This window comes from Micromonospora sp. RP3T (assembly GCF_003027925.1).
GTDB lineage: Bacteria > Actinomycetota > Actinomycetes > Mycobacteriales > Micromonosporaceae > Micromonospora.
The window spans coordinates 163,963-187,515 of the sequence record NZ_PYPS01000006.1 but is presented as its reverse complement, the minus strand read 5'-3'; the positions used below and the strand labels follow the sequence as shown (position 1 = coordinate 187,515).

Annotated in this window: 21 protein-coding genes; 7 read left to right on the top strand and 14 right to left on the bottom strand. The window is 73.7% G+C overall.

Going from position 1 to position 23,553, the window contains the following annotated elements; all coding sequences use genetic code 11:
• Positions 1-32: 32 nt before the first annotated feature.
• Positions 33-965, bottom strand: a complete 933-nt coding sequence (locus tag C8054_RS07805; RefSeq protein ID WP_107156051.1) for an ornithine cyclodeaminase family protein — start codon at positions 963-965, stop codon at positions 33-35.
• Between the two features lie 215 nt (positions 966-1,180).
• On the opposite strand from C8054_RS07805, the gene C8054_RS07800 reads away from it, so the two are divergent.
• Positions 1,181-1,495, top strand: a complete 315-nt coding sequence (locus C8054_RS07800; protein ID WP_107156050.1) for a multidrug efflux SMR transporter — start codon at positions 1,181-1,183, stop codon at positions 1,493-1,495.
• Between the two features lie 85 nt (positions 1,496-1,580).
• Positions 1,581-1,826: a hypothetical protein gene (locus C8054_RS07795; RefSeq protein WP_107156049.1), complete on the top strand. Its 246-nt coding sequence runs from the start codon at positions 1,581-1,583 to the stop codon at positions 1,824-1,826.
• A gap of 60 nt (positions 1,827-1,886) precedes the next feature.
• On the opposite strand, the gene C8054_RS07790 is transcribed toward C8054_RS07795, so the two are convergent.
• Positions 1,887-4,349, bottom strand: coding sequence for a DNA translocase FtsK (locus C8054_RS07790; protein WP_107156048.1), 2,463 nt, complete (start codon positions 4,347-4,349; stop codon positions 1,887-1,889).
• A 113-nt stretch (positions 4,350-4,462) separates the two neighbouring features.
• Here C8054_RS07790 and C8054_RS07785 point away from each other — a divergent pair, with 113 nt between their 5' ends.
• Positions 4,463-4,942, top strand: a complete 480-nt coding sequence (locus C8054_RS07785; protein WP_107156047.1) for a YbjN domain-containing protein — start codon at positions 4,463-4,465, stop codon at positions 4,940-4,942.
• Entirely contained in the window at positions 4,939-6,540 is a 1,602-nt protein-coding gene (locus C8054_RS07780) for a YbjN domain-containing protein (protein ID WP_107156046.1), read from the top strand. The genes C8054_RS07785 and C8054_RS07780 overlap by 4 nt, the downstream gene beginning before the upstream one ends.
• A 94-nt stretch (positions 6,541-6,634) precedes the next feature.
• Here the strand turns inward: C8054_RS07780 and C8054_RS07775 are convergent, their stop codons facing one another.
• The 6 genes from C8054_RS07775 to C8054_RS07750 all read right to left on the bottom strand — a co-directional run bounded on the left by C8054_RS07775 (position 6,635) and on the right by C8054_RS07750 (position 13,781).
• Complete coding sequence (locus tag C8054_RS07775; RefSeq protein WP_107156045.1) at positions 6,635-8,182, bottom strand: S1 family peptidase; 1,548 nt, start codon at positions 8,180-8,182, stop codon at positions 6,635-6,637.
• Between the two features lie 174 nt (positions 8,183-8,356).
• Positions 8,357-10,045, bottom strand: a complete 1,689-nt coding sequence (locus C8054_RS07770) for a ribonuclease J (protein WP_107156044.1) — start codon at positions 10,043-10,045, stop codon at positions 8,357-8,359.
• Between the two features lie 50 nt (positions 10,046-10,095).
• Positions 10,096-11,022, bottom strand: coding sequence for a 4-hydroxy-tetrahydrodipicolinate synthase (gene dapA / locus C8054_RS07765; RefSeq protein ID WP_107156088.1), 927 nt, complete (start codon positions 11,020-11,022; stop codon positions 10,096-10,098).
• A gap of 61 nt (positions 11,023-11,083) precedes the next feature.
• Entirely contained in the window at positions 11,084-11,821 is a 738-nt protein-coding gene (gene thyX, locus C8054_RS07760) for an FAD-dependent thymidylate synthase (protein ID WP_107156087.1), read from the bottom strand.
• 99 nt (positions 11,822-11,920) lie between these two features.
• Complete coding sequence (locus C8054_RS07755) at positions 11,921-12,562, bottom strand: DUF2752 domain-containing protein (RefSeq protein ID WP_233219530.1); 642 nt, start codon at positions 12,560-12,562, stop codon at positions 11,921-11,923.
• A complete protein-coding gene (locus C8054_RS07750) occupies positions 12,552-13,781 on the bottom strand; it encodes a winged helix-turn-helix domain-containing protein (RefSeq protein ID WP_107156043.1) in 1,230 nt (409 codons plus the stop codon). The genes C8054_RS07755 and C8054_RS07750 overlap by 11 nt, the downstream gene beginning before the upstream one ends.
• An 82-nt stretch (positions 13,782-13,863) precedes the next feature.
• Between C8054_RS07750 and C8054_RS07745 the strand changes: the two genes are divergently transcribed.
• On the top strand, positions 13,864-14,415 hold the full coding sequence (locus tag C8054_RS07745) for a GNAT family N-acetyltransferase (RefSeq protein ID WP_107156042.1): 552 nt from the start codon (positions 13,864-13,866) through the stop codon (positions 14,413-14,415).
• Here C8054_RS07745 and C8054_RS07740 read toward each other — a convergent pair.
• Entirely contained in the window at positions 14,314-15,627 is a 1,314-nt protein-coding gene (locus tag C8054_RS07740; protein WP_107156041.1) for a glycosyltransferase family 87 protein, read from the bottom strand. The two genes, C8054_RS07745 and C8054_RS07740, sit on opposite strands and share 102 nt — an antisense overlap.
• A 35-nt stretch (positions 15,628-15,662) precedes the next feature.
• Here C8054_RS07740 and C8054_RS07735 point away from each other — a divergent pair, with 35 nt between their 5' ends.
• On the top strand, positions 15,663-16,247 hold the full coding sequence (locus C8054_RS07735; protein ID WP_107156040.1) for a GNAT family N-acetyltransferase: 585 nt from the start codon (positions 15,663-15,665) through the stop codon (positions 16,245-16,247).
• Positions 16,248-16,325: 78 nt separating this feature from the next.
• On the opposite strand, the gene C8054_RS07730 is transcribed toward C8054_RS07735, so the two are convergent.
• The 4 genes from C8054_RS07730 to C8054_RS07715 form a co-directional block, all read right to left on the bottom strand.
• A complete protein-coding gene (locus C8054_RS07730) occupies positions 16,326-17,210 on the bottom strand; it encodes a carbohydrate ABC transporter permease (protein WP_107156039.1) in 885 nt (294 codons plus the stop codon).
• 1 nt (position 17,211) lies between these two features.
• A complete protein-coding gene (locus C8054_RS07725) occupies positions 17,212-18,330 on the bottom strand; it encodes a carbohydrate ABC transporter permease (RefSeq protein WP_107156038.1) in 1,119 nt (372 codons plus the stop codon).
• An 83-nt stretch (positions 18,331-18,413) separates the two neighbouring features.
• Positions 18,414-19,661 (bottom strand): extracellular solute-binding protein, encoded by a 1,248-nt coding sequence (locus tag C8054_RS07720; protein ID WP_107156037.1) that lies wholly within the window; start codon positions 19,659-19,661, stop codon positions 18,414-18,416.
• Between the two features lie 25 nt (positions 19,662-19,686).
• A complete protein-coding gene (locus C8054_RS07715; protein ID WP_233219529.1) occupies positions 19,687-20,649 on the bottom strand; it encodes a LacI family DNA-binding transcriptional regulator in 963 nt (320 codons plus the stop codon).
• 173 nt (positions 20,650-20,822) lie between these two features.
• On the opposite strand from C8054_RS07715, the gene C8054_RS07710 reads away from it, so the two are divergent.
• Entirely contained in the window at positions 20,823-22,931 is a 2,109-nt protein-coding gene (locus C8054_RS07710; protein ID WP_107156035.1) for a glycogen debranching N-terminal domain-containing protein, read from the top strand.
• Positions 22,932-23,004: 73 nt separating this feature from the next.
• Here C8054_RS07710 and C8054_RS07705 read toward each other — a convergent pair whose 3' ends face one another.
• The gene (locus tag C8054_RS07705) at positions 23,005-23,472 is read right to left on the bottom strand and encodes an N-acetyltransferase (RefSeq protein WP_107156034.1); all 468 of its coding nucleotides are present in this window, start codon (positions 23,470-23,472) and stop codon (positions 23,005-23,007) included.
• Positions 23,473-23,553 lie beyond the last annotated feature (81 nt).

Below are 23,553 nucleotides of genomic sequence, written 5' to 3'. Positions count from 1 at the left end.
CTCAACGCCTGCGGTAGAGAAGGGCGCCCGTCTCACCGCGCCGGGCGCGCGGGCGCGAGGGTGCGGGCCAGGCGGTCCAGCAGGAAGACCTCGGTGCCGGCCAGACCGGTGGAGCAGAAGACCGAGATCTGCTCCGCGCGGGTCCGGCCGGGGGTCGCGCCGGCCAGCACCGCGCCCAGGTCACGCAGCCGCCCGGCGTACGGCTCGACGGCGGCGAGCATCGGCGGGGCGTACGCGGCGGCCTGCCCCGGCGAGTCGGTGACCAGCAGGTCGGCGGCGTCGAGCAGGTCGGTGCCGAACTCGTGCCGGTCGACCTGCTTGAAGCCCACGGTGTTGACGTGCGTGCCGGGGGCCAGGTCGGCGGCGGCCAGCACCGGGGTGGTGCTGGTGGTGGCCAGCACCACGAGATCGCGGTCACGTACCGCGGCGGCGGCCGAGCCGACGGCCCGGGCCGGCACGCCCAGCTCGGCCCGGACCCGGGCGGCGAACGCCTCCCGCCGGGCGGCCGAGCGGCTGTGCACGGTCACCTCACGCAACGGCCGGACCGCCGCGGCGGCCCAGACCTGGGTCCACGCCTGGCGTCCGGAACCCACCACGCCGAGCGTGGCGGCGTCCGGTCGGGCCAGCGCGTCCACCGCCACGCCACCCAGTCCCCCGGTACGCCGCGAGCCCAGCTCGTCGCCGACCGCGATGGCCCGGACCGCCCCGGTACGCGCGTCGTGCAGCACGACGAGCTGCCCGCTCTCCGGGTGCCCGAACGTGTCGTACGAGCGGAAGCCGTACCACTCACCGGTCAGGTGGCCGGCGGTGAGCACCATCCGGCCGCCACCGAGCGACGCCGACGCCCGGGGCGGGGCGATCAGCCGCCCGGCGTACGAGGCCAGCAACGCGTCCCGCATGGCGGCGACGGTGAGCGGGGCGTCCACGACCGCCGCCACGTCCTCGTCGGAGAAGAGCACCGTCATGGACCCATCGTGCAACCTGAAGTTGACGTCAACTCCAGTCATGGTGGGCTTCGTCACCATGCCGGCCGACCCGCCCCGCCGGTGCTAGCGTCGGCCGTGGCGGTCCCCGGGCCGCCCCGGACGAGTGGTGGGCGTACCCGGTCAGGCACGACGCCCCGCGTGAACCGACCGCCGCCCGGCCGACCGCCGGGCCCGCCCGTCAGAGGTGATCCGTCATGGCCTGGATCGTGTTGGTGCTCTCCGGACTGCTGGAGACCGCGTGGGCGATCGCCCTGGACCGCAGCGCCGGCTTCACCCGCCCCGTCCCCTCCGCCGTCTTCGCCGTCACGCTCGTCGGCAGCATGGCCGGCCTGGCGTACGCGCTGCGCGACATCCCGGTCGGCACCGGCTACGCGGTGTGGGTCGGCATCGGCGCGGTGGGCACCGCGCTGGTCGGCATGGTCGCGCTCGGCGAGCCCGCCAACCTGCCCCGGATCGCCTGTCTGCTACTGGTGGTCGCCGGCGTGGTCGGCCTCAAGGTGTTCCACTGACCGATGCGTCATCCGGTTTGGACAACGGCGGCGCCGGGGTAGGTGATCCCTCAGCTCATCGAGAAGATCACTCACGGAGGACACCATGGCCGACGTCCACGCCACCGCCCGTCCGCGCAGCAACGCCGCCCGGATCTGCACCATCATCGCGTTCGTCTTCGCGGCGCTCGCGCTCTTCCTGTCCCCGCTGATCTTCGGGGTCCTCGGCGTGATCCTCGGCATCGTGGGCGCCGTGCTCGGCGACAAGCCCCTCGGCTGGTACGCCGCCGCCGCGAGCGTCGCCGGCGCCGTCCTCGGCTTCATCATCGCCGCCGCGCTCCTGAACGCCTGATCCCACCACCAGCACGACGAGGGCCCGCCGTCTTCCGGCGGGCCCTCGTCGTGACCGGGTCTACTCCTCGCCGCCGCCGCGCAGGCCGACCAGGACCTCCTCCAGCTCGTCCGGCTTGACCAGCACGTCGCGCGCCTTGGAGCCCTCGGACGGGCCGACCACGCCCCGGGTCTCCATCAGGTCCATCAGCCGGCCCGCCTTGGCGAAACCGACCCGCAGCTTGCGCTGGAGCATCGAGGTCGAGCCGAACTGCGAGGTGACCACCAGCTCGACGGCCTGCACCAGCAGGTCGAGGTCGTCGCCGATGTCCTCGTCGATCTTCTTCTTGCTGTCCTGCGCCGGGGCGAGCACATCCTTGCGGAACTCCGGCTCGCGCTGGTCCTTGCAGAACTTGACCACGTCGGCGATCTCGCGCTCGGTCACCCAGGCGCCCTGGATGCGTACCGGCTTCGACGCGCCCATCGGCAGGAACAGGCCGTCACCGCGGCCGAGCAGCTTCTCCGCGCCGGGCTGGTCGAGGATCACCCGGGAGTCGGCGAGCGACGAGGTGGCGAACGCCAACCGGGACGGCACGTTCGCCTTGATCAGACCGGTGACCACGTCCACCGAGGGGCGCTGGGTGGCCAGCACCAGGTGGATGCCGGCGGCCCGGGCGAGCTGGGTGATCCGGACGACCGAGTCCTCCACGTCACGCGGCGCGACCATCATCAGGTCGGCCAGCTCGTCCACGATCACCAGCAGGTACGGGTAGGGGCGCATCTCCCGCTCACTGCCGGGCGGGGCCTTGATCTCGCCGTTGCGCACCTTGCGGTTGAAGTCGTCGATGTGCCGGACCCCGTTGGCGGCGAGGTCGTCGTAGCGCATGTCCATCTCGCGGACGACCCACTCCAGCGAGTCGGCCGCCTTCTTCGGGTTGGTGACGATCGGCGTGACCAGGTGCGGGATGCCCTCGTAGCCGGTCATCTCGACGCGCTTCGGGTCGATCAGCAGCAGCCGCACCTCGTCCGGCGTGGCTCTGGTCAAAATAGACACAAGCAGACTATTAAGACAACTCGATTTGCCCGCGCCGGTGGCACCCGCGATCAGAATATGAGGCATCTTCGCGAGGTTTGCCACCACGTAGCCGCCCTCGATGTCCTTGCCGAGCGCCACCACCATCGGGTGGTGGTCGCTTGTCGCGTTGCGCGACCGCAGCACGTCGCCGAGCGACACGTTCTCCGGGTCGGTGTTCGGGATCTCCACGCCGACCGCGCTCTTGCCCGGGATCGGGCTGAGGATCCGCACGTCCGGCGACTTCACCGCGTACGCGATGTTGCGGGAGAGCTGGGTGATCCGCTCGACCTTGACGCCCGGCCCCAGCTCGACCTCGTAGCGGGTCACGGTCGGGCCCCGGGTGAAGCCGGTGACCTCGGCGTCCACCCCGAACTGGTCGAACACGCCGGTCAGCGCCGCGATCACCTCGTCGTTGGCTTTGCTCCGGGTCTTCGGCGCGGCGCCGGCGCCGAGCATGTTGGCCGGCGGCAGCGTGTAGTCGCCGGCCAGGCCGGTGAGCGCGAGCTGCTCGGCGCGGGTGGGCAGCGGCGAGTGCTCCGGCGGCTCGGCCGGCTTGCGGTTCGCCGGCACCTTGGGCAGCTTGCGCGGCAGCACGATGGTTTCCTGGAGGTCCACGCCGGCCAGCTCGTCGTCCGGGTCCGGTGGGTCCAGCGGCGGCGGGAGCCGCTTCGCCGGCCGCTTACGCGCCGGCTTCGGCGGCGCGGCGTCCTCGACCGGTTCCTCCACCTCGCCGTCGTCGGTCGGGATCAGGCCGGCGCGCAGCCCGAGCCGCTCCGGAATCCGGTTGATCGGCGTCGCGGTCACCACCAGCAGGCCGAACACCAGCAGCAGGAGCAGCAACGGCATGGCCACCCAGGCGGTCACCGCCGACTTCAGCAGGTCACCCAGGCCGGCGCCGATCAGGCCGCCGGCGTAGTCGCGCTGCACCTCGTCGACCGGGTTCTGCCCGATGTGCAGCATCGCGGCGGTGGCCAGCAGCATCGAACCCCAGCCGACCAGGCCGCGACCGCGATGCTCCGGGTCCACCGGCGTACGCATCAGCCGCCACGCGCCGATCATCAACAGCACCGGCAGCACGATGGAGATCGCGCCGAAGAAGAGGCGCACGGTGTCGGCCAGATGCCGGCCGACCGGCCCCGCGCCGCCGCCCCAGATGCCCACCGCGGCGAGGATGGCCAGCCCGAAGAGGAGCAGTCCGGCGCCGTCGCGGCGGTGCTCCGGGTCCAGCTCCCGGGTGGACGCGGCCTGTCGACCGGCGGCCCGGAACGCCCAGCCGACCGAGTGCGCCAGCCCCATCCACAGTGCGTTGACCGCGCCGCCGACGAACGCGGCCGGGCTCGGCCCGCGGGTCGGCCGCCGCCGGACCGGCTTGCGCGCCGCCTTCTTCGCCGGTTGACGGGCACGGTTGTTGGTGGTTCCGCGCGGCGACGCGCCGCGCCGCCGGCTCGCCTGAGAGGTACGGCCCGCCATAGAGTCACGGTAACGGCGGTGACCGGCGGAACGCCGCTTTTCCGGGTCGGGTGCGCGTGTCGCAGCGCGGGCCGGGCCGTCGTTTGTGTTATTCGCCTCAGAAGGGATGCCCGATGGCGTCGCCGGAGATCGAGGACGGTCCGGACGGTCCCCTGACCGGACACCCGCAGGCACTGCGGCCACTGACCGGCGAGCTGATCGCCGCCGTGCTGGCCCACCGGGGGTACGCGGTGGCCGAGGACCCCGACGGCGCGCTCGTCGGCCGCTGGGAACGCAGCCTGATCTGGTTCCACCGCCGGGGCGCGGCCGGCGAGCTGCTCCAGGTACGCACCGTCGCCGCGCACCGGTTCGGCATCGAGCGGGCGCCCGAACTGCACGCGTTCTGCAACACGTGGAACCACGACCGGCTCTGGCCCAAGGCGTACGTGCACGTCGACGACGACGGGGTCGCCCAGGTCTGCGGCGAGGTCACCACCGACCTGGAGCGCGGCGTCACCCCGCACCAGCTCGACCGGCTGATCGACTGCGGTGTCACCACCGGCTGCCAGCTCGCCGCCGCCGTCGCCGACCTGCCCGACGGGACGCTCCGGTGACCACGGCCCGCGACCGGGCGCTGGCCGCCGCGCTCGCCGACGCCCGGGACCGGCCGGACGACGAGGGACGCTGCGCCGAGCTGGACCGGATCGCGGCCCGCGCCGACGCCGCCGACGACCCGCGTACCGCCCTGTCGGCGCGGTTCGCGCTGGTCGAGGCGTACCTGCACCGGGGCGAGCGGTGGCGGACCGTGGAGCCGGTCCGCCGCCTGCGGGCCACGCTGGCCCGGCATCCGGGGCTGCTCGACGCCCACCCGGACGAGCTGGTCCGGCTGCGCCGGCACCACCGGCAGGCGGTGGAGGCGGCGCTCGGCACGCCCCGCGTCGGGCTGGACCAGATCCGGTCGCTCACCGACACGCTCGCCGACGAGCTGGGCCCGGACGCCACGCCGGTCGCCGAGCTGCGCTGCCGGCTCGCCGACCACCTCGGCGACGAACCGGCCGCGCGGCGCGCGTACCAGCGGTGGACGGCCGGGGACGCGGCCGACCCGGTGGGCGGCTGCCCGGGTTGCGCCCCGGCCCGGCGGGCCGAGCTGCTGACCGGCTGGGGTGAGCCGGAGGCGGCCCTGGCGGCCCTGGCGGCACCGGAACAGCACGGCTACCACGATCCGGCGGACGGCGAGCCGAACTGCACCGACCAGCCCGAACGGTCACTCACGGCGGGGCTGCTGCCGTGGCTGCGTACCGGCGCGGTGGAGCGGGCGGCGCGGGCGCACGTCCGCGCGTACCGCCGACACCGTCGGGAGCGGGCCGCGTTTCCGCTGCTCGCCACGCACCTGCGGTTCTGCGCGCTGGGCGGGTACCCGCACCGTGGCCTGGAGCTGCTGACCGAGCAGTTGCCCCGGCTGGACCGGCCGGCCGACGACCTGTCCGCGATGGAGTTCGCGGCGGCCGGCGCGCTGCTCTGCGGGCTGGCCACGGAGGCCGGTCTCGGCGGGCGGCGGATCCACCGTCCCGGGCACGGCTCCCGCCCGGCGGCCGAGGTGGACGTGGCCACGCTCGGCGCGCAACTCCAGGCGTTGGCCACCGCGCTGGCCGGCAGCTTCGACGCCCGCAACGGCACCGGGCACCAGTCCGGCCGGATCGCCTCCTGGCTGGCCGAACGGCCGCTCGCCGGGCCGGTGTCGCTGGCGGCGGAGAGCGAGTTCGACGAGGAGCCGGAGGCCGACCCGGCCGACCCGGGGCTGCCCGGCCCGGAGGAGCCGGCCCCGCTGGACGCCGCGCTGCTCACCGCCGCGCTGGCGGCGCGCCGCGAGGCGGTCACGGTGGAGCCGGACGGCACGCTCGTCGGCCGGTGGGGCGAGGCGACGATCCAGTTCCGCGTGCTCGGCGAGGTGCTGCACGCCCGGGTGGTCGCGGCGCGCACGCTGCCGGCCGACCGACGCGCCGAGGCGTACGCGTTCTGCAACGCCTGGAACCACGACCGCCTGCTGCCCGCCGCCTACGTGCACGAGCCCGGCGACGGGACGCTGGTGCTGGCCGCCGGCGTCACCACCGACCTGTCCTGCGGTGTCGCCCCGACCCAACTGGCCGTGCTGGTGGCCGCCGCCGTCCGCACCGGCACCGCGTACGCCGACGCGGTCGCCGCCCTGGGCTGAGCCGCACACGGCCCGCGCCACGCCGCACGCCGACGCGGCGCGGCCCCCGACCACCGGGCGGTGGAAGTCGGGGGCCGCGGTCTCGGGGCGGCGGTCAGCGGGCGGAGAACGCCACCGTGTACTCGCCGGCGCCGGACAGCCCGACGACCCGGTAGCGGTAGGCGCCGGCCGGGGTGTCGGCGGTCAGCGTGGCCGCGCCGTCGGCGGTGGCCACGCGGGCCACGGTGCGGAACGCGCCGCCGGTGAAGCGTTGCAGCTCCAGCACCACCCGGGTGCCGTCCGGCGCGACGACGCAGGCCTCCTGCGCGCCGCCGGCCACCCGGAAGAAGCGGCCGTCCGGCTGCACCTGCGCGCGCCCGGCGGCGATCCGGCCGGTACGGCTCACCTGGCCGGTGCACCCGGTGTCGCCGGCCGGCGGCTCGGCGGGCGGCGTGGCGGCCGGCGGGGCGGTCTGGTCACCACCGGCCGGTGGCTCCGCGGGCGCCGGCTGGCCGCCGGCGGTGACCAGCGTCAGGTTGTTGCGCTGGAGGATCTCGTTGACCGGTTGGAAGAACGTCACGCCGCCCCTGGTGCAGTCGCCGGAGCCACCGGAGGTGACCCCCTGCGCCTGGTCACCGGAGAGCCACGCGCCGCCGGAGTCGCCCGGCTCGGCGCAGACGTCGGTCCGGGTCAGTCCGGTGACCGTCCCCTCCGGATAGTTGACGGTGGCGTTCTTGGCCTGCACCACACCGCAGCGGGTGCCGGTGGTGGAGCCGGACCGGCAGATCGACGCGCCGACCGGGGCCTCGGTGGAGCCGTTCACCGGCACCGTGCCGCCGTTGAAGTCGTTCACCACGCCCTGCGGCGTCCAGTCGCCGTTGGTCTCGACCACGGCCCAGTCGTCACCGGGGAACGACGAGGCCGCGAACGTTCCCTGGGCGACCCGGTTGCTGCCGGTGGTGCGGTCGCCCGGTCGGCCGCAGTGCCCGGCGGTGACGAAGCCGCCGACCACGGAGAAGCCGACCGAACAGCGGCCGGCGTCGTTGATGAGGAACGCGTCGCCGCCGCGCACGTCGAACAGCGGGCGCGGGGCCTCGTCGGCGGTCCGCACCCGGACCGGGCCGGCCGTCCCGCCGGCGGCGGCGAACCGGCGGCCGGCGGACTCCGCGCCGGGCCGGGCGACCACCACCACGGAGTTGCTGGCCACGTCGACGTACCAGCCGGCGATGTCCGGGCTGGCGTCCGCGCCGGCCGCGTCCAGTCGGGTCTTCACCGCGTCCAGCTCGGCGACGCCCCGCTGCACCCGCTTCGGCACCGCGCCGGCCGCGGTGACCCGCGCCGCCCCGGCCGCGTCGGTCACCGCCACGTTGAGCGTGGCGCCGTCGTCGCCGAGCCAGCTCCCGCCGTAGCCGGCGCCGAGTTCGGTGCGCAGCCTGCTGACCGTGCCGGCCGCCCAGCGTTCCGTCTTCAGCCGGCGGACCGCCTGGTCACGGGTGAGCGAGAGGTCGCGGCCCAGCGCGTCCAGGACCTCCGGGGCGACGCCGTCGGCGGCCGGGGCCGCCCGCCGGGGTTCCTCACCGGCGAACGACGGCAGCGTCACCGCCGCCGTCAGGCCGGCCGCCGCCACCAGTACGCCGATGGCTGTCATCCGTCTGCGGTCCATCCGCCACGCTCCTCCCGGCCGGCGCGGGGGCACGCCGACCGACCGGGGGTACGGAGACGGACGCCGATCGGTTGAGGACCGGCACCCGGTTTCGACGCAGCGTGTCGGGGCGTACCCGGAACGCGACCGCGCCGGCCCACCGCGGACGGTGGACCGGCGCGTGGAACCGTCCGGTCAGACCTCGACCACGGTCGGGACGATCATCGGGCGTCGCCGGTACGCGTCGTTGACCCAGCGGCCCACCGTCCGGCGGACGATCTGCTGCAGCTGGTGCGGGTCGGTGATGCCGTCCGCGGCGGCCCGGTTCAGCGCGTCGGTGACCAGCGGGATCACCGGGTTGAACGCGGCCGGGTCCTCGGAGAAGCCCTTCGCCGAGACGGTCGGCCCGGCGACCACCTTGCCGGTGACCGAGTCGACCACCACGGTGGTGGCGATGAAGCCGCCGTCGCCGAGGATCCGGCGCTCGGTCAGCAACGACTCGCTGACGTCGCCCACGGCGAGGCCGTCGACGTAGACGTAGCGGCTCCTCACGCGCCCGACCAGGCTGGCCCGGCCCTCGACCAGGTCGACCACGTCGCCGTCCTCGCAGAGCACCACCCGGTCCGGCGCGACGCCGGACTCGATGCCGAGCCGGGCGTGCGCGCGCAGGTGCCGCCACTCACCGTGCACGGGCATCAGGTTGCTCGGCCGCACCACGTTGAGCAGGTAGAGCAGCTCGCCGGCCGGGGCGTGCCCGGAGACGTGCACCTTCGCCACGTCCTTGTGCACCACCACGGCACCGGCCCGGGCCAGCCGGTTGATCACCCGGTAGACCGAGGTCTCGTTGCCGGGCACCAGCGACGAGGCCAGCACCACGGTGTCGCCCGGCGCGATGGTGATGTGCCGGTGGTCGCCGCTGGCCATCCGGCCCAGCGCGCTCATCGGCTCGCCCTGCGAGCCGGTGGACATCAGCACGATCTGCTCGGGCGGCAGATTGGTGGCCTCCTCGATGTTGACCACCAGACCGGCCGGGATGTTGAGCAGGCCCAGGTCCCGGGCGATGCCCATGTTGCGGACCATGGACCGGCCGATCAGCGCCACCTTGCGGCCGTGCTCGGCCGCCGAGTCGAAGACCTGCTGCACCCGGTGCACGTGCGAGGCGAACGAGGCGACGATGATCCGCCCCTTGGCCTTCGCGAAGATCGAGTCGAGCACCGGCCCGATCTCCCGCTCCGGCGTGACGAAGCCGGGGATCTCCGCGTTTGTCGAGTCGGAGAGCAGCAGGTCGACGCCCTCGGCGCCGAGCCGGGCGAAGCCGGCCAGGTCGGTGATCCGCCCGTCCAGCGGGAGCTGGTCCATCTTGAAGTCGCCGGTGTGCAGCACCAGGCCGGCCGGGGTGCGGATGGCCACCGCCAGCGCGTCCGGGATCGAGTGGTTCACCGCGAAGAACTCGCACTCGAACGGGCCCAGCCGCTCCCGGCCGCCCTCCCGCACGGTCAGCGTGTAGGGCTGGATCCGCCGCTCGGCCAACTTCGCCTCGACCAGCGCCAGCGTGAACTGGGAGCCGACCAGCGGGATGTCCGGCTTGTGGGCGAGCAGGTACGGCACCGCGCCGATGTGGTCCTCGTGGCCGTGGGTGAGCACGATCGCCTGCACGTCGGCCAGCCGGTCCAGGATCGGACCGAAGTCGGGCAGGATCAGATCCACGCCCGGCTGCTCGACGTCGGGGAAGAGCACCCCGCAGTCGACGATCAGCAGCTTGCCGTCGTACTCGAAGACGGTCATGTTCCGGCCGATGGCGCCGAGTCCGCCGAGCGGGATGATCCGCAGGCCGCCTTCCGGCAGCGGCGGGGGCAGCTCACCCTCGATGTGCGCCTCGGTCACGCGTCACCTCATTCTGCGACGCCGCGAGCGGCGTCCGTCGTGTCGTTGAATCATGCGGGCAGGGGCAGGCCCGCCGCGGCGCAGTCGGCGCGCAGCTGGGCCAGTTCGTCGCCGGTGGCCTCCACCAGCGGCGGTCGCACCGGGCCGGCCGGCAGGCCCTGGGCCGTGAGGCCGGCCTTGACCAGGATCGTGCCCTGGGTGCGGAAGATACCTGTGTAGAGCGGCAGCAGCCGCCGGTGCAGGGCGAGCGCGCCGGCGTGGTCGCCCGCCTCGAACGCCTCGATCATCTGCTTCGTCGCCGCGCCGGTGAAGTGCGTGGACGTGCCGACCACGCCGACCGCGCCGACCGCCAGGGCGGGCAGGGTCAACGCGTCCTCACCGCTGTAGAACGCGAGGTCGCTGCGGGCCAGCACCTCCGAGGTCGCGATCAGGTCGCCCTTGGCGTCCTTGACCGCGACGATCCGCCCGTGCTCGGCGAGCCTGACCAACGTGTCGGTGGCGATCGCGACGCCGGAGCGGTGCGGGATGTCGTAGAGCATCACCGGCAGCCCGGTGGCGTCCGCGACGGTGGAGAAGTGGTGCAGCAGCCCGGCCTGCGGCGGCTTGTTGTAGTACGGCGTGACCACGAGCAGGCCGTGCGCGCCGGCCTTCTCGGCCTGCGCGGCCAGCTCGACGGTGTGCCGGGTGTCGTTGGTGCCCACCCCGGCGACGATCCGGGCCCGGTCGCCGACCGCCTCGACCACGGCGCGGATCAGCGTCTCCTTCTCCGCGTCGGTGGTGGTCGGCGACTCACCGGTGGTGCCGTTGAGCACCAGCGCGTCGTTGCCCTGCTCGTCGACGAGGTGCCCGGCGAGCCGGGCGGCGCCGTCGAGGTCGAGCGCGCCGTCGGGCGTGAACGGCGTCACCATGGCCGTGATCACCCGCCCGAACGGGCGCGACGCGCCGCGGTCCGGGGCGGCGGAGTGGTCGTGCGTCATGTTCACAACCTAGCGGACGACCACCGGTGCCCCGGCGGCGAAGGGAGACGACTCACTCCGCTCACTCCGCGTGCGGCGACGCCGCCACCTCGGTGCCGTCCGGCAGCGTGGTGATCACGAAGTCGGCGAAGACGTTCGGCGCGACGCCCTGGAGCTGCCGCAGGCACTCGATCGCCAGCTCGCGGATCTCCACGTCGGCGTGCTCGGTGGCGCGCATCTTCACGAAGTGCCGCCACGCCCGGTAGTTGCCGGTCACCACGATCCGGGTCTCGGTCGCGTTCGGCAGCACGGCCCGGGCCGCCTGCCGGGCCTGCTTGCGGCGCAGCGTCGGGTTGGGCTCGTCGGTGAAGCGGGCCTCCAGCCCCTCCAGCAGATCGGTGTACGCGCGCACCGCCGCCTCGGACGCCTCGACGAACTTCTTGTGCAGCTCCGGGTCCTCGGCGATCACCGCCGGCTCGACCATGGCGGCGTCCCGCTCGGGCACGTAGCGCTGGGAGAGCTGCGAGTAGGAGAAGTGCCGGTGCCGGATCAGCTCGTGCGTGAACGACCGGGAGACGCCGCTGAAGTAGAAGCTCACCGAGCCGTGCTCCAGCACGGACAGGTGACCCACCTCCAGGATGTGCGCCAGGTAGCCGGCGTTCGTCGCGGTGACCGGGTTCGGCTTCTTCCAGCTCTGGTAGCAGGCCCGGCCGGCGAACTCGGCGAGCGCCTGCCCGCCGTCGGCGTCGGTCGACCACGGCACCTCGTCCGGCGCCTGGAACTGGGTCCACGCGATCAGCTTGACCTGGGGCTGCACCATCTCCGGCATGCCGAGGACTGTAGTTGCCCGTCGTCCGGCGTGGAAATCGGGCACGCGGCCGACCAGCCCTTGCCCTGTGGCGGCTCCGCCAGCAGGCGGTCAGACGTAGAGCGAGGGGAACGGCGCCCAGGGCAGGTTGCGGACCACCGAGAAGACCGCCCAGGCGGCCAGGAAACCGCCGAGCACCTTCGGGCTGAACTGCGGCTCGGGCAGTCGCCAGCCGAACGCCCGGTTGCCGGCCCAGGCGACGAAGAGCCAGGCCAGGAACGGCAGCGCGAAGACGAAGAGGAAGTGGTGCCGGGCGGCGGCCGGCAGGTCGCCGTGCAGCACGTACCAGAGCGCGCGGGTGCCGCCGCAGCCCGGGCAGTCCAGCCCGGTGGTGAGCTTGAGCAGGCAGGTCGGCCGGGCGTCCGGGTCACTCCGGGTGGGGTCGCTGATCAACGCGTACGTCATGCCGAGGCCGACGCAGGCCAGCGCGGCCAGCGGCACCGCCCAACGCGGGGCGCGGGCGTGCAGGCGCAGCACCAGGCGGGTGAACCGGTCCGGCTCGACGGGCTGGTAGACCACCCCGGCCGGCCACGCCACCGGCCCGGGATGGCCGTAAGGCTCGGCAGGACCGGAGGGCCCGGCGTGGCCGTAAGGCTCGGCGTGCCCGTGCGGTTCGGCGTGTGCGGGTGCCTCCGCGTCCGGGTGCGGTGCGGTAGCGGGCCGGTCGACGCTCGTCACGAGGTCACCGTACACCGGCCACGCCCACCAGCGCGGCGGCCAACGGCGCGGCCAGGTCACCGGCGGCCGGCGGGGCGACCGCGTCCAGGCCGAGCCAGCCGGCCAGCCGGTACAGCTCGGCGGCGAGCGCCACGGCCGTCTCCCCCGGGTCGGCGCCCGGCTCCAGCCAGGCCGCCGGCACCAGCAGGACGCCCGCCTTCCGGTCGGCCTTCAGGTCGACCCGGGCGGTGAACCGCTCGCCCTGCCGGAACGGCAGTACGTAGTAGCCGTACACCCGCTGGGGCGCCGGCACGTAGATCTCGATGCGGTAGGTGAAGCCGAAGAGCCGCTCCGTGCGGGCCCGCTCCCAGACCAGCGGGTCGAACGGGCTGACCAGCGTGTTGCCCCGCACCCAGCGGGGCAGCCGGGCGGCGGCGTGCAGGAAGGCCGGCTGCCGCCACCCCTGGACGGTGACCGGGGTCAGCTCACCCGCCTCGACCAGCTCGGCGATCGCCTGCCGGGCCCCGGCCACCGGCAGGCGGAAGTAGTCCCGCAGCTCCGGCTCGGCGGCGACGCCCAGCGACCGGGCCGCGAGCGCCACCAGGGCGCGGTGCGCCTCGGCGACGGTCGGGGTGGGCGCGTCGAGCACGGTCGCCGGCAGCACCCGCTCGGGCAGGTCGTAGCGGCGGGCGAACGAGTTCGTGCGGTCGGCCGCGGTGACCTCACCGGCCCAGAACAGGAACTCCAGTGCCCGCTTCACGGTCGACCAGTTCCACCCCCAGTTGCCGGTCTCCCGGGGCGCGTCGTGCTCGACCTCGGCGGCGGTGAGCGGCCCCCGGGCGGCCACCTCGTCGCGCACCCACGCCACCAGCTCGGGCTGCTCCTGGGCGATCCGGCGCATCCCGCCCCACGCCTCGTCGCGCGCCTTGGCCATCCGCCAGCGCAGCGCCGGTTGCAGCCCCACCGGGACCAGCGACGCCTCGTGCGCCCAGTATTCGAACAGCTCGCGGGGGCGGCGGTAGGCGGCGGTGTCGAGCAGGGCGGTCGGGTAGGGCCCGAGCCGGCTGTAGAGCGGCAGGTAGTGCGCGCGTTGCAGGACGTTCACCGAATCCATCTGGATCAGCCCGACCCGGTCGAGCACCCGGCGCAGGTGCCGGCGGGTGGGCACGCCGGTGGGCGTCGGGTCGGCGAAGCCCTGGGCGGCCAGCGCGACCCGACGGGCCTGGGCGAGCGAGAGCGATTCCGGTGCGGCCATCGTCGGCGACCCTAATCCACCGGTACGACGCGGACGGAGCGGCGGCTGGACCGGTCGACCGCCGGGGCATACAACTGGACGGGTGCCCACCATCCGACCGGAGGAGCCGGACGACGCCGAGGCGATCGCCCGGGTGCACGTCCACGGCTGGCAGGCCGGGTACGCCGGCATCATGCCGGCCGAGGTGCTGCGCCGGCTGAACCCGGCCGCCTGGGCGCAGCGCCGCCGCGACCTCGGCACCGCCGACCCGGAGCACCCGTTCACCACGCTGGTCGCCGAGGCCGACGGGGAGGTCACCGGCTTCACCACGTTCGGGCCGTACCGGAACAACCAGGACCGCGGCGACCTCGACCCGGCGTGCGGCGAGTTGCTGGCCCTCTATCTGGAGCCGGCGCGCTGGGGTTCGGGCACCGGCGCGGCGCTGCTCGCCGCCGCCCGGGCCGGGCTGGCCGGGCGGGGCTGGACCGAGTACCGACTCTGGGTGCTCGCCGACAACGCCCGGGCCCGCCGCTTCTACGAGCGGGCCGGGCACTCACCGGACGGCGAGGAGTCCGCCTACCCGGTGCCGCTGCACGGTGGGCGCGATCCGGTCCTGCTCCGCGAGCTGCGGTACACCGCCCGGCTCGACCGCTGACCCGGCCGGCCCGGCGCCGCCCGCCGGCCCGCCGCCGCCGGCCGGGACCGCCCAGCGGCGGATCGGCAGGCCGAGCAGCAGGGCCAGGCTGATCCACACGTAGGTGTTGCTGCCGAGGAAGCCGTCCACGCCGGTGAAGTCCTTCTCCCAGGACCAGACGATCCGGCTGCACAGCAGCGCGTACCCGATCAGCGCGGCGGCCAGCAGCAGACGGCGCCGCCGGCTGCGGGCGGGCGCCGCCATGCCGTTGTCGACCAGCAGGATCAGCCCCGGCAGCAGCCAGACCAGGTGGTGCACCCAGGTCACGGGGCTGACCAGGCACATCACCGCACCGGTCAGGGCCAGGCCGGTGGCCTCGTCGCCGGCGGACACCGCGGCCCGGCAGCGCCAGCCCCAGACCGCCAGCGTGGCCAGGACCAACAGCAGCCAGGCCACGGTGCTCGGATGTTCCGGGTCGAGCCGGGCGACCACGCCGCGCAGCGACTGGTTGGAGACGAACGCCAGCTCGCCGACCCGGTCGGTGTTCCACAGCGCCTCGGTCCAGAACTCGCGGGACGCGTCCGGGAAGAGGCCGGCGGCGACGAGCGTGGCGACGGCGGCCGCCCCGACCGCCGTCGCGGCGGCCCGCCAGCGACCGGTGACCAGCAGGTAGACGATGAAGATGCCGGGGGTCAGCTTGATCGCGGTGGCCAGGCCGATGCCCACGCCGGCCCAGCGGCTGCCGACCGGCAGCAACCGGAGCAGGTCCACCGCCACCAGGAACAGCAGCAGCATGTTGACCTGACCGAAATTGACCGTCTCGCGCATCGGCTCGTACGCGGCGGCCAGGCAGAGCGCGACCGCGAGCGTGAACCAGCGGGTCCAGCCGGCCCGACGGGCCACCGGGTCCAGCAGCCACCAGATCACCACGGCGCTGACCACCACCGTCGCCGCCACGCTCACCACGATCGCCGCGCCCCACGGCAGGTACGCCATCGGCAGCATGACGAGCGCCGCGAACGGCGGGTAGGTGAAGCCGTACTGGGTGCCGGCCTTGAGGAAGTCGTAGATCTCGCCGCCGTCACGCACCCAGTAGGTGAGCGCGCCGTAGTAGACCTTCAGGTCGAAGAAGCCGTGCCGCACCGCCGCCACGGAGAGGAACACGGTGACCGCCGCGGCGAGCGCCACCACGGCCACGACCTGCGCGGTCGTCCGCCCGGCACCCTGCGCCACCGTCCTCCTCCTCGCCCTGCGTAGGCTCACGTGCCATGGCTGCAGGCTACGTCCGCCCCGCGCGTCCCGAGGACGTCGCCGAGATCGCACGCATCCAGCTCGCGACCTGGCGGGTCGCGTACCGCCGGATCCTGCCCCGGCACGTGCTCGACAACCTGGACGAGGCGTACCTCGCCCGGCGGTGGGGCGCGGCGGTGCAGGAGCCGCCCTCGGGCGCGCACCGGGTGCTGGTCGCCGTCGAACAGGCCGCGCAATCGTATCTGGTGGGGTTCGCCGCCTCCGGTCCGGCCGACGCCGAGGCGCTCGCCCCGGGCGAGCCGGCCGACGCGTTCGACGGGGGCGTGGCCGCGGTGACCGACCTGCTGGTCGAGCCGCGGTGGGGGCGGCGCGGGCACGGCAGCCGGCTGCTCGCCGCCGCCGTCGAGCACTGGCGCGCGGACGGGCTCACCCGAGCGGTGGCGTGGGCGTTCGACGCGGACGCGGCGACCCGCGCGTTCCTCGGCTCGACCGGCTGGGAGCCGGACGGCGCGACCCGGGCGCTGGACGTGGACGACATGCTGGTGCCCCAACTCCGGCTGCACGTGGCCGTCCCGGAGGAAGCGGCGCCGGCGCAGCGATGAGTTTCCGGCCGGCCGCCGGTCTGCCCTCCACGGGTGGCACCGGCGGTCCCGGCACGGGGCGGGACCGCCGGCCACCGGTCAGCCCTTGTCCGCGCCCTCGTTGGCGCCGCGTACGAAGTACCGCTGGAAGATCACGAAGAGCACCGCCACCGGGATGGTGGCCAGCAGCGCCGCGCCGAGCTTCAGCGGATACTGGTTGCCCTTGCCGAGCGAGCCGCCGACCAGGTCGGCCAGCCCTCGGGGCAGCGTGAACAGGCCCGGGTCCTGCACCGAGACGAGGCTGTGCGGGAACTCGTTCCAGGAGCCCTGGAACGACAGGATGGTCAGCGTGATCAGCGCCGGTCGGGCCATCGGCAGCACCACCGACCAGAACGTGCGGAAGACACCGGCGCCGTCGATCCGGGCCGCCTCCTCCACGCTGACCGGGATCGACTCGAAGAACTGTTTCATGATGAACACGCCGGCCGCGTCGGCGAGCAGCGGCACGATCAGGCCGGCGTAACTGTCGTACAGACCGATCTGCTTGAGTACCAGGAACTTCGGGATCAGCAGCACCACGCCCGGCACCGCCATCACCGCGATGACGGCGGCGAACAGCCCGGCCCGGCCCCGGAAGCGCAGCCGGGCCAGCGCGTAGCCGGCGAGCGAGTCGAAGAACACCCGGCCGAGCGTGACCAGCACGGTGACCAGCAGCGAGTTGCCGAGCCAGAGCGGGAAGTTGGTGCCGGAGAAGATCCGTTCGAAGCCGGCCAGCGTGAGCGGGTCCGGGATCGGCGACAGCGGGTTGGCCGCCGCGTCCGGCTCGGTCTTGAAGGAGTTGCCGAGCTGGATCACGAACGGGTAGAGGAAGACCAGTCCGAAGAAGATCAGGACGGCGTACCCGAGGAAGCGGTTGGCCCGGGCGCGCGGCTCGCGGTCGCGACGGCGCGCGACCGGCGCCGGCCGGTCGGTCAGCACGGCCATGTCAGGACCCCTCCGGTACGCGTCGCCGCCACCACCGGCCGCGCCGGTTGCCGTCCCGGTCGGCCATCAGCCGGCGCTGGAACAGGGTGAGCAGAATGATGATCAGGAACAGCACGAACGAGATGGCCGCGCCGGAGCCGTAGTCGAAGTCGCGGAACGCGGTCCGGTACGACAGGTACGCCGGGGTGAGCGTGGTCTTGGCCGGGTCACCCTGGCTCATCACGTACACCTGGTCGAAGACCTGCCAGGAGCCGATCAGTCCCAGCGTGACCACGAGGAACGTGGTGGGCTTGAGCAGCGGCAGCGTGACGTACCGGAAGCGCTGCCAGCGGGACGCCCCGTCGAGCATGCCGGCCTCGTCCAGCGCCACCGGGACGTTCTGCAACGCGGCCAGGTACATCAGCATGAACGTGCCCGAGGTGGTCCAGATGACCAGGCAGATGATCGACATCATGGCCACGCTGGGCCCGGAGAGCCACTCCCACCAGCTCAGCCCGAACGGGCCGCCGGAGGTGAGCGCGGCCGGCGGGGCGTCCAACCCGAACGCGCCGAGGACCAGGTGCAGCACGCCGCGACCGTCGGCGAACCACTCCGGCCCGTCGACGCCGAGCAGACCGAGCAGCCGGTTGACCGCGCCGGAGTTGGCGAACAGGAACAGGAAGACCACGCTGACCGCGACCGAGCTGGTCACGGACGGGAAGTAGAACGCGCTGCGGAAGAAGCCCTTCCCCTTCAGCAGCCGGTTGTTGACCACCAGGGCGAGACCGAGCGCGAGCGCGGTCTGCACCGGCACCACGAGCGCCACGTAGTAGATGTTGTTGCGGATGGCGGTCATGAAGTCGCGGCGGGCGAGCCCGTCGTCGGTGAACAGCCGGCTGTAGTTGTCGCCACCGACGAACGGCACGTCGCCGGTGAACGGGCTGCCCTGGCCGTTCCAGTCGGTGAGGCTCACCCAGAGCGCCATCAGGATCGGCAGCAGCAGGAAGAGCCCGAGGATCACGATCACCGGCGCGACGAAGAGCCAGCCGGCGAGGTTCTCGTTACTGCGGATGCCGCCCGTACGGCGACGCGGCGGGCCGGCCGACGCGGTGCCCGGCGCGGCGAGCGTGTCCGTTGCCATTCCCTCCTCCTTCGCTCGGTGGAGGTGGAAGGAGGGGCCCCTTGTTAACACCCGTCTGTTAACAGGGGGCCCCTCCTCACACCTCAGCCGCCGAGCGCCGCCTTGGCGTTCTTGTCGAAGTTCGCCAGGATCGTCTTCGGGTCACCGGTGGTCAGGCCCTGGAGGCCGGCCTCCAGGTCCCGCAGCACGCTGTCCATCTTCGGCGCGTTCACCGGGCCCTGGGCGTACTCGACGCCGTCGATGAACGGCTTGTCCGCCGGGAACGCGCCGGTGTACTGGTCGCGGACCGACTGGCGGGACGGCATCACGCCGAACGCCTTGGCGAAGCCGATCTGCTGCTCGCCGGCGGTCATCGCCTCGACGAACTTGATCGCCTGCTCCTTGTACTTCGACTTGGCCGCGATGCCCCAGCACTGGGTGAAGGAGAGCGTGCCCTGGCCCTTCGGGCCGGCCGGCAGCGGCACCACCTTGTACTTCACGTTCGGGAAGTCGTTCTGCAGGGCACCCTTGATCCAGTTGCCCTCGATGGTCATCACGGCCTTGCCCTTGCCGAACGCCTCGCCGGACCAGCCGGAGTCGAGCTGCTTCGGGAACTTCGCGTATCCGTTGGTGAGCAACGACTTGACGTACTGCAGGGCCTGGAGGTTCTCCGGGGTGTCCGCGGTCGGCTGCTTGCCGTCCTTGCTCATCAGCCAGCCGCCGTTCTGCACCATGAACGCGCCGATGCGGTCCCGGGTGTCGCCGAGCGCGAGCGCCACCTGGCCCTTGGCCTTGATCTTCTGGCTGACGGCGGTGAGCTGGTCCCAGGTGGTCGGCACGTCGGCGTCGGTCAGGCCGGCCTTGGCCCACAGGTCGGTGTTGATCTGGAGGGCCAGGGTGGAGAAGTCCTTCGGCGCGCAGTAGAGCTTGCCGTCGTAGGTGAACGCGGTGCGCAGGCTCTCGTAGAAGTCGTCGGAGTTGGCGACCTTGTCCCCGTACGGCTCCAGCGCGCCGACGCTGGCGAAGTCGGCGAAGCGGGCCGCGTCGACGTAGAAGACGTCCGGCGGGGTGCCGCCGGCCAGCGCCTGGCCGAGCTGCTGCGTGAGGTCCTGCGCCGGGGTGACGGTGGCGGAGTTGCCGGAGGAGCCGGCCCACGCGGCGGCGGCGTCCTTCACGGCCTTGGTCTCGGCGTCGCCGGAGGAGCCGATCAGGATCTGCAGGCTGGCCGGGCCGCTGGACTGCTTGGTGTCGGTGGCCGAGTCGTCGAAGCCGCTGCCGCAGGCGGCGGAGCCGAGCAGGGCGACGGCGGCGACGCCGGCCACCGCGGCCCGGGTGAGCATCCGTGGTGTCATCTGTTTCTCCTGGTGGGGGATGGGATCACGCCGAGTGCCGGAGCACCAGCGAGGGGTCGAGCAGCAGTTGGGGGTCGCGTTGTTGCCCGTCGAGCAGCCCGGTGAGCAGCTCGACGCAGCGGGCGGCGGCCTCGCCGAGCGGCTGGCTGACGCTGCTCAGCCCGACCGCGGCGGCCACCGGGGTGTCGTCGAAGCCGACGACCGCCACGTCGGTCCCGGCGTCGCGGGCGGCCTGCCACGCGCCGAGGGCCAGCGAGTCGCTGGCGCAGACCAACGCCGTCGGCGGCGCGTCGAGGGCGAGCAGCGCGCGGGCCTCGCGCTCCCCCTCGGCGATGCCGTCCTCGGTGGCGCGGTCCGGTGCGGCGCCGTCGAGGCCGACCTCCGCCATCGTGGTACGCCAGCCGGCGCGCCTGTCGTCGCCGACGCCGGAACCGGCGGGCCAGCCGAGGAACGCGATCCGACGGTGGCCGGCGGCGAGCAGGTGTCGGGTGGCCTGGGCGGTGCCGGCGGCGCCGTCCACGTCGACCCAGGGGTGCGCCTCCGGCGTGTCCCAGGGCCGGCCGAACGTCACGAACGGCACCTCCCGCTCAGCCAGCCATGCGGTACGCGGGTCGCGGTGCTTGGTGCCGGTGAGCACGAACGCGTCCAGGTCGTACGCGCCGAGCAGGTCGTCGTAGGTGGAGATCTCGTCGTCGTCGTGGCGGGCGGTGTAGAGCATGACCCGGTAGCCGGTGGCGTCGGCGGTCTCGGTGAGGCCGTGCAGGAAGCGGTCGAGCACGGAGCCGTTGATGCCGTCCCGGGTGGGCTCGATGCGGACGGCGATGAGCCGGGACCGCCCGGTCCGCATCTGGCGGGCGGCCTGGTTGGCCCGATAGCCGAGCGCGGCGATGGCCTCCCGCACCCGGCGGCGGGTGTCCTCGCGGACGATGTGCGGGGCGTTGAGCACGTTGGAGACGGTCTGCCGGCTGACCTGGGCATGCCGGGCCACGGTCGCGATGGTTACCTTTTCTCCCACGAAATCCCTCTCGCCGCCTTGAACGATCCAATGCCGATGCGGCAGGATTAGATCGTTCAAAGTTTCTGGAATGTTTCGCACTCTGCACCCGGCCGCAGCCAGTTGTCAAGACATCCGCGCCACCGATCAGCACCAGGAGTTCCCCCGTGACCGAACGCCACCTCCAACCACTGCTGCACGACCTGGTCGGGGTGGTGCACGCCCCCACGAGCGCGCTCGGCGACGCGGCCGGACAGCTCCGGCCGCACGGCGTCCAGGGCGTCTTCCACGCCGACGCCCGGGTGCTCTCCCGCGCCGAGCTTCGCCTCGACGACCGGGTGCCGGAGACGATCGCGAACGGCGCCGCCGGCCCGCACGGCGCCCGCTTCGTCGCGCTGGCCCGCTGGCTCGGCGACGCCACCCCCGACCCGACCGTCCGGGTCGAACGCACCCGACGGGCCGGCCCGGCCGGTCTCACCGAGGAGATCGTGGTGTCGTCCACCGCCACCGAGCCGGTCCGCACCACCGTCACCGTGGACCTGGCCTGCGATCTCGCCCCGATCGAGCAGGTCAAGACCGGCCACACCGGCCAACCGCTGGAGGCCAAGGCCGGGGAGCCGGGCCGGGTGCAGTGGGCCGCCGACGGCCTCACCGTGACCGTGACCGGCGCGGGCGCCACCGTGGACGCCACCGGCGAGCGCGCCGTCGCGCCGCGCCTGAGCTGGGCGGTCGCCGTCGACCCGGGCGACTCGGTCACGCTGCGCTGGCGGCTCGCCGTCACCGACCCGCGGGCCGTGGTGACCGCCGCGCCGCCCGGCCCCGGCTGGGCCGAACCCCGGGTCGCCGCCGACGACCGCCGACTGCTCCGGCTGCTCAACCGGTCCCTGGCCGACCTGCACGCGCTGCGCCTGGCCGAGCCGGCCCACCCGGAGGACGTCTTCCTCGGCGCCGGCGTGCCCTGGTTCCTCACCCTGTTCGGCCGGGACAGCCTCTGGGCCGCCCGGATGATGCTGCCGCTCGGCACCGAGCTGGCCGCCGGCACGCTGCGGGTGCTGGCCCGCCGGCAGGGCACCCGGGTCGACCCGGCCACCGGCGAGCAGCCCGGCAAGATCCTGCACGAGCTGCGCCGGCACGAGTTCGCCCCGAACGAGGGGCTGCGGCTGCCGCCCGCGTACTACGGCACCGTCGACGCGACCATGCTCTGGGTCAGCCTGCTGCACGACGCCTGGCGCTGGGGCCTGCCCGCCGACCAGATCGAGCCGCTGCTGCCGCACCTGGAGGCGGCGCTGCGCTGGCTCGGGGAGCACGCCGACGCCGACGGCGACGGCTTCGTCGAGTACATCGACACCACCGGCCACGGCCTGGCCAACCAGGGTTGGAAGGACTCCGGCGACGCGGTGCGCTTCCGCGACGGCCGGCTGGCCGCGCCGCCGATCGTGCTGGCCGAGGTGCAGGGGTACGCGTACCGCGCGGCCACCGACGGGGCGGACCTGCTGGACGCGTTCGGTCGTCCGGACGCCGACCGCTGGCGCGGCTACGCCGACCGGCTCGCCACCAGGTTCCGCGCGGCGTTCTGGGTGGACGGCCGCCACGGCCCGCAACCCGCGCTGGCACTGGACCGGGACAAGCGCCCGGTCGACGCGCTGACCAGCAACATCGGCCACCTGCTCGGCACCGGGCTGCTGTCGGACGCCGAATCTGCCCAGGTGGCGGCGCTGCTCTCCACCGAGGCGATGGCCGGCGGCTTCGGGCTGCGCACCATGTCCACCGACGACGCCGGGTTCAGCCCGCTGTCGTACCACTGCGGTTCGATCTGGGCGCACGACACCGCGATCGTGCTCGCCGGGCTGGCCCGCGACGGGCACCGGGACGCGGCGCTACGCCTCGCCGACGGCCTGCTCGCCGCCGCCGAGGCGTTCGACTACCGCCTGCCCGAGCTGTACGGCGGCGACGACCGGGCGGCGCTCGGCCGACCCGTGCCCTACCCGGCGGCGTGCCGCCCGCAGGCCTGGTCGGCGGCGGCGGCCGTGCTGCTGCTCCAGGCCGGTCTCGGCGTCTACCCCGACGTGCCGAACGGCCGGGTCGACCTGCGCCCGCTGGCCGGCCCGGAACTGGGCGCGCTCACCGCGACCAACCTCCGCATCGCCGGCACCCCGGTGACGGCCACGGTCACCCACACCGGCCACCCCACCCTGACAAACCTGCCCTCCACCCTGCGCCCCGCCCACATCCCCACCCCCCGCACCCCCTCCGAAACCCCCCTTCCCCGCCCCTGACGGCGTTGATCAAGAAGTTTGCGTCGGATCCGACGGCGACCCTGACGCAAACTTCTTGATCAACGGGGGCGGGTCAGGAGGGGTGGAGTTCGGCCACCAGTTCGTCGTCCTCCATGGCGCCGGTGGGGCGGAAGCCGAGTGAGGTGTAGAGGGCGGCGGCCGCGGTGTTGTCCGGGTGGTAGCTCAGTCGGATCGGCCGGCCCGCCTCGGCCAGCCAGTCGGCCAGCGTGCGTACCGTGGCGCGGCCCAGCCCCCGGCCCTGCTCGGCGGCATCGACGACCATGCCGCCGATCCAGCGGGAGCCGTCGTCGTCCACGCCCCACATCACGTGCCCCACCACGGTGTCGTCGGCGTACACGGCGAGCGAGTTCCAGACGTCCGAGTGCGTGGAGAGCAGCAGGTAGCGGGCGGCCAGCGCGGCGACGAAGGCGCGCTGGTCGTCACGCGGGGCCACGTCGGCCACCGGCCGCCAGTTGTCGTCGTCCACCGGCCGCAGGGTCACCCGGCGGCCGAGGCGGTCACGCTCTCCAGAGTCGATCATGGTGGTCAGCCTAGGCTCGGCTGCGCCCACCGACCATCGATTTCGCCGAGGTCACGGCGGTCCGGCAGGCGTTAATAGGGT

Bases quoted from the DNA above. Each gene is read 5' to 3' on its own strand.
- C8054_RS07805 (WP_107156051.1), bottom strand. From the start codon at position 965: ATGACGGTGCTCTTCTCCGACGAGGACGTGGCGGCGGTCGTGGACGCC.
- C8054_RS07800 (WP_107156050.1), top strand. From the start codon at position 1,181: ATGGCCTGGATCGTGTTGGTGCTCTCCGGACTGCTGGAGACCGCGTGG.
- C8054_RS07795 (WP_107156049.1), top strand. From the start codon at position 1,581: ATGGCCGACGTCCACGCCACCGCCCGTCCGCGCAGCAACGCCGCCCGG.
- C8054_RS07790 (WP_107156048.1), bottom strand. From the start codon at position 4,349: ATGGCGGGCCGTACCTCTCAGGCGAGCCGGCGGCGCGGCGCGTCGCCG.
- C8054_RS07785 (WP_107156047.1), top strand. From the start codon at position 4,463: ATGGCGTCGCCGGAGATCGAGGACGGTCCGGACGGTCCCCTGACCGGA.
- C8054_RS07775 (WP_107156045.1), bottom strand. From the start codon at position 8,182: ATGGACCGCAGACGGATGACAGCCATCGGCGTACTGGTGGCGGCGGCC.
- dapA (WP_107156088.1), bottom strand. From the start codon at position 11,022: ATGACGCACGACCACTCCGCCGCCCCGGACCGCGGCGCGTCGCGCCCG.
- thyX (WP_107156087.1), bottom strand. From the start codon at position 11,821: ATGGTGCAGCCCCAGGTCAAGCTGATCGCGTGGACCCAGTTCCAGGCG.
- C8054_RS07750 (WP_107156043.1), bottom strand. From the start codon at position 13,781: ATGGCCGCACCGGAATCGCTCTCGCTCGCCCAGGCCCGTCGGGTCGCG.
- C8054_RS07735 (WP_107156040.1), top strand. From the start codon at position 15,663: ATGGCTGCAGGCTACGTCCGCCCCGCGCGTCCCGAGGACGTCGCCGAG.
- C8054_RS07730 (WP_107156039.1), bottom strand. From the start codon at position 17,210: ATGGCCGTGCTGACCGACCGGCCGGCGCCGGTCGCGCGCCGTCGCGAC.
- C8054_RS07725 (WP_107156038.1), bottom strand. From the start codon at position 18,330: ATGGCAACGGACACGCTCGCCGCGCCGGGCACCGCGTCGGCCGGCCCG.
- C8054_RS07720 (WP_107156037.1), bottom strand. From the start codon at position 19,661: ATGACACCACGGATGCTCACCCGGGCCGCGGTGGCCGGCGTCGCCGCC.
- C8054_RS07705 (WP_107156034.1), bottom strand. From the start codon at position 23,472: ATGATCGACTCTGGAGAGCGTGACCGCCTCGGCCGCCGGGTGACCCTG.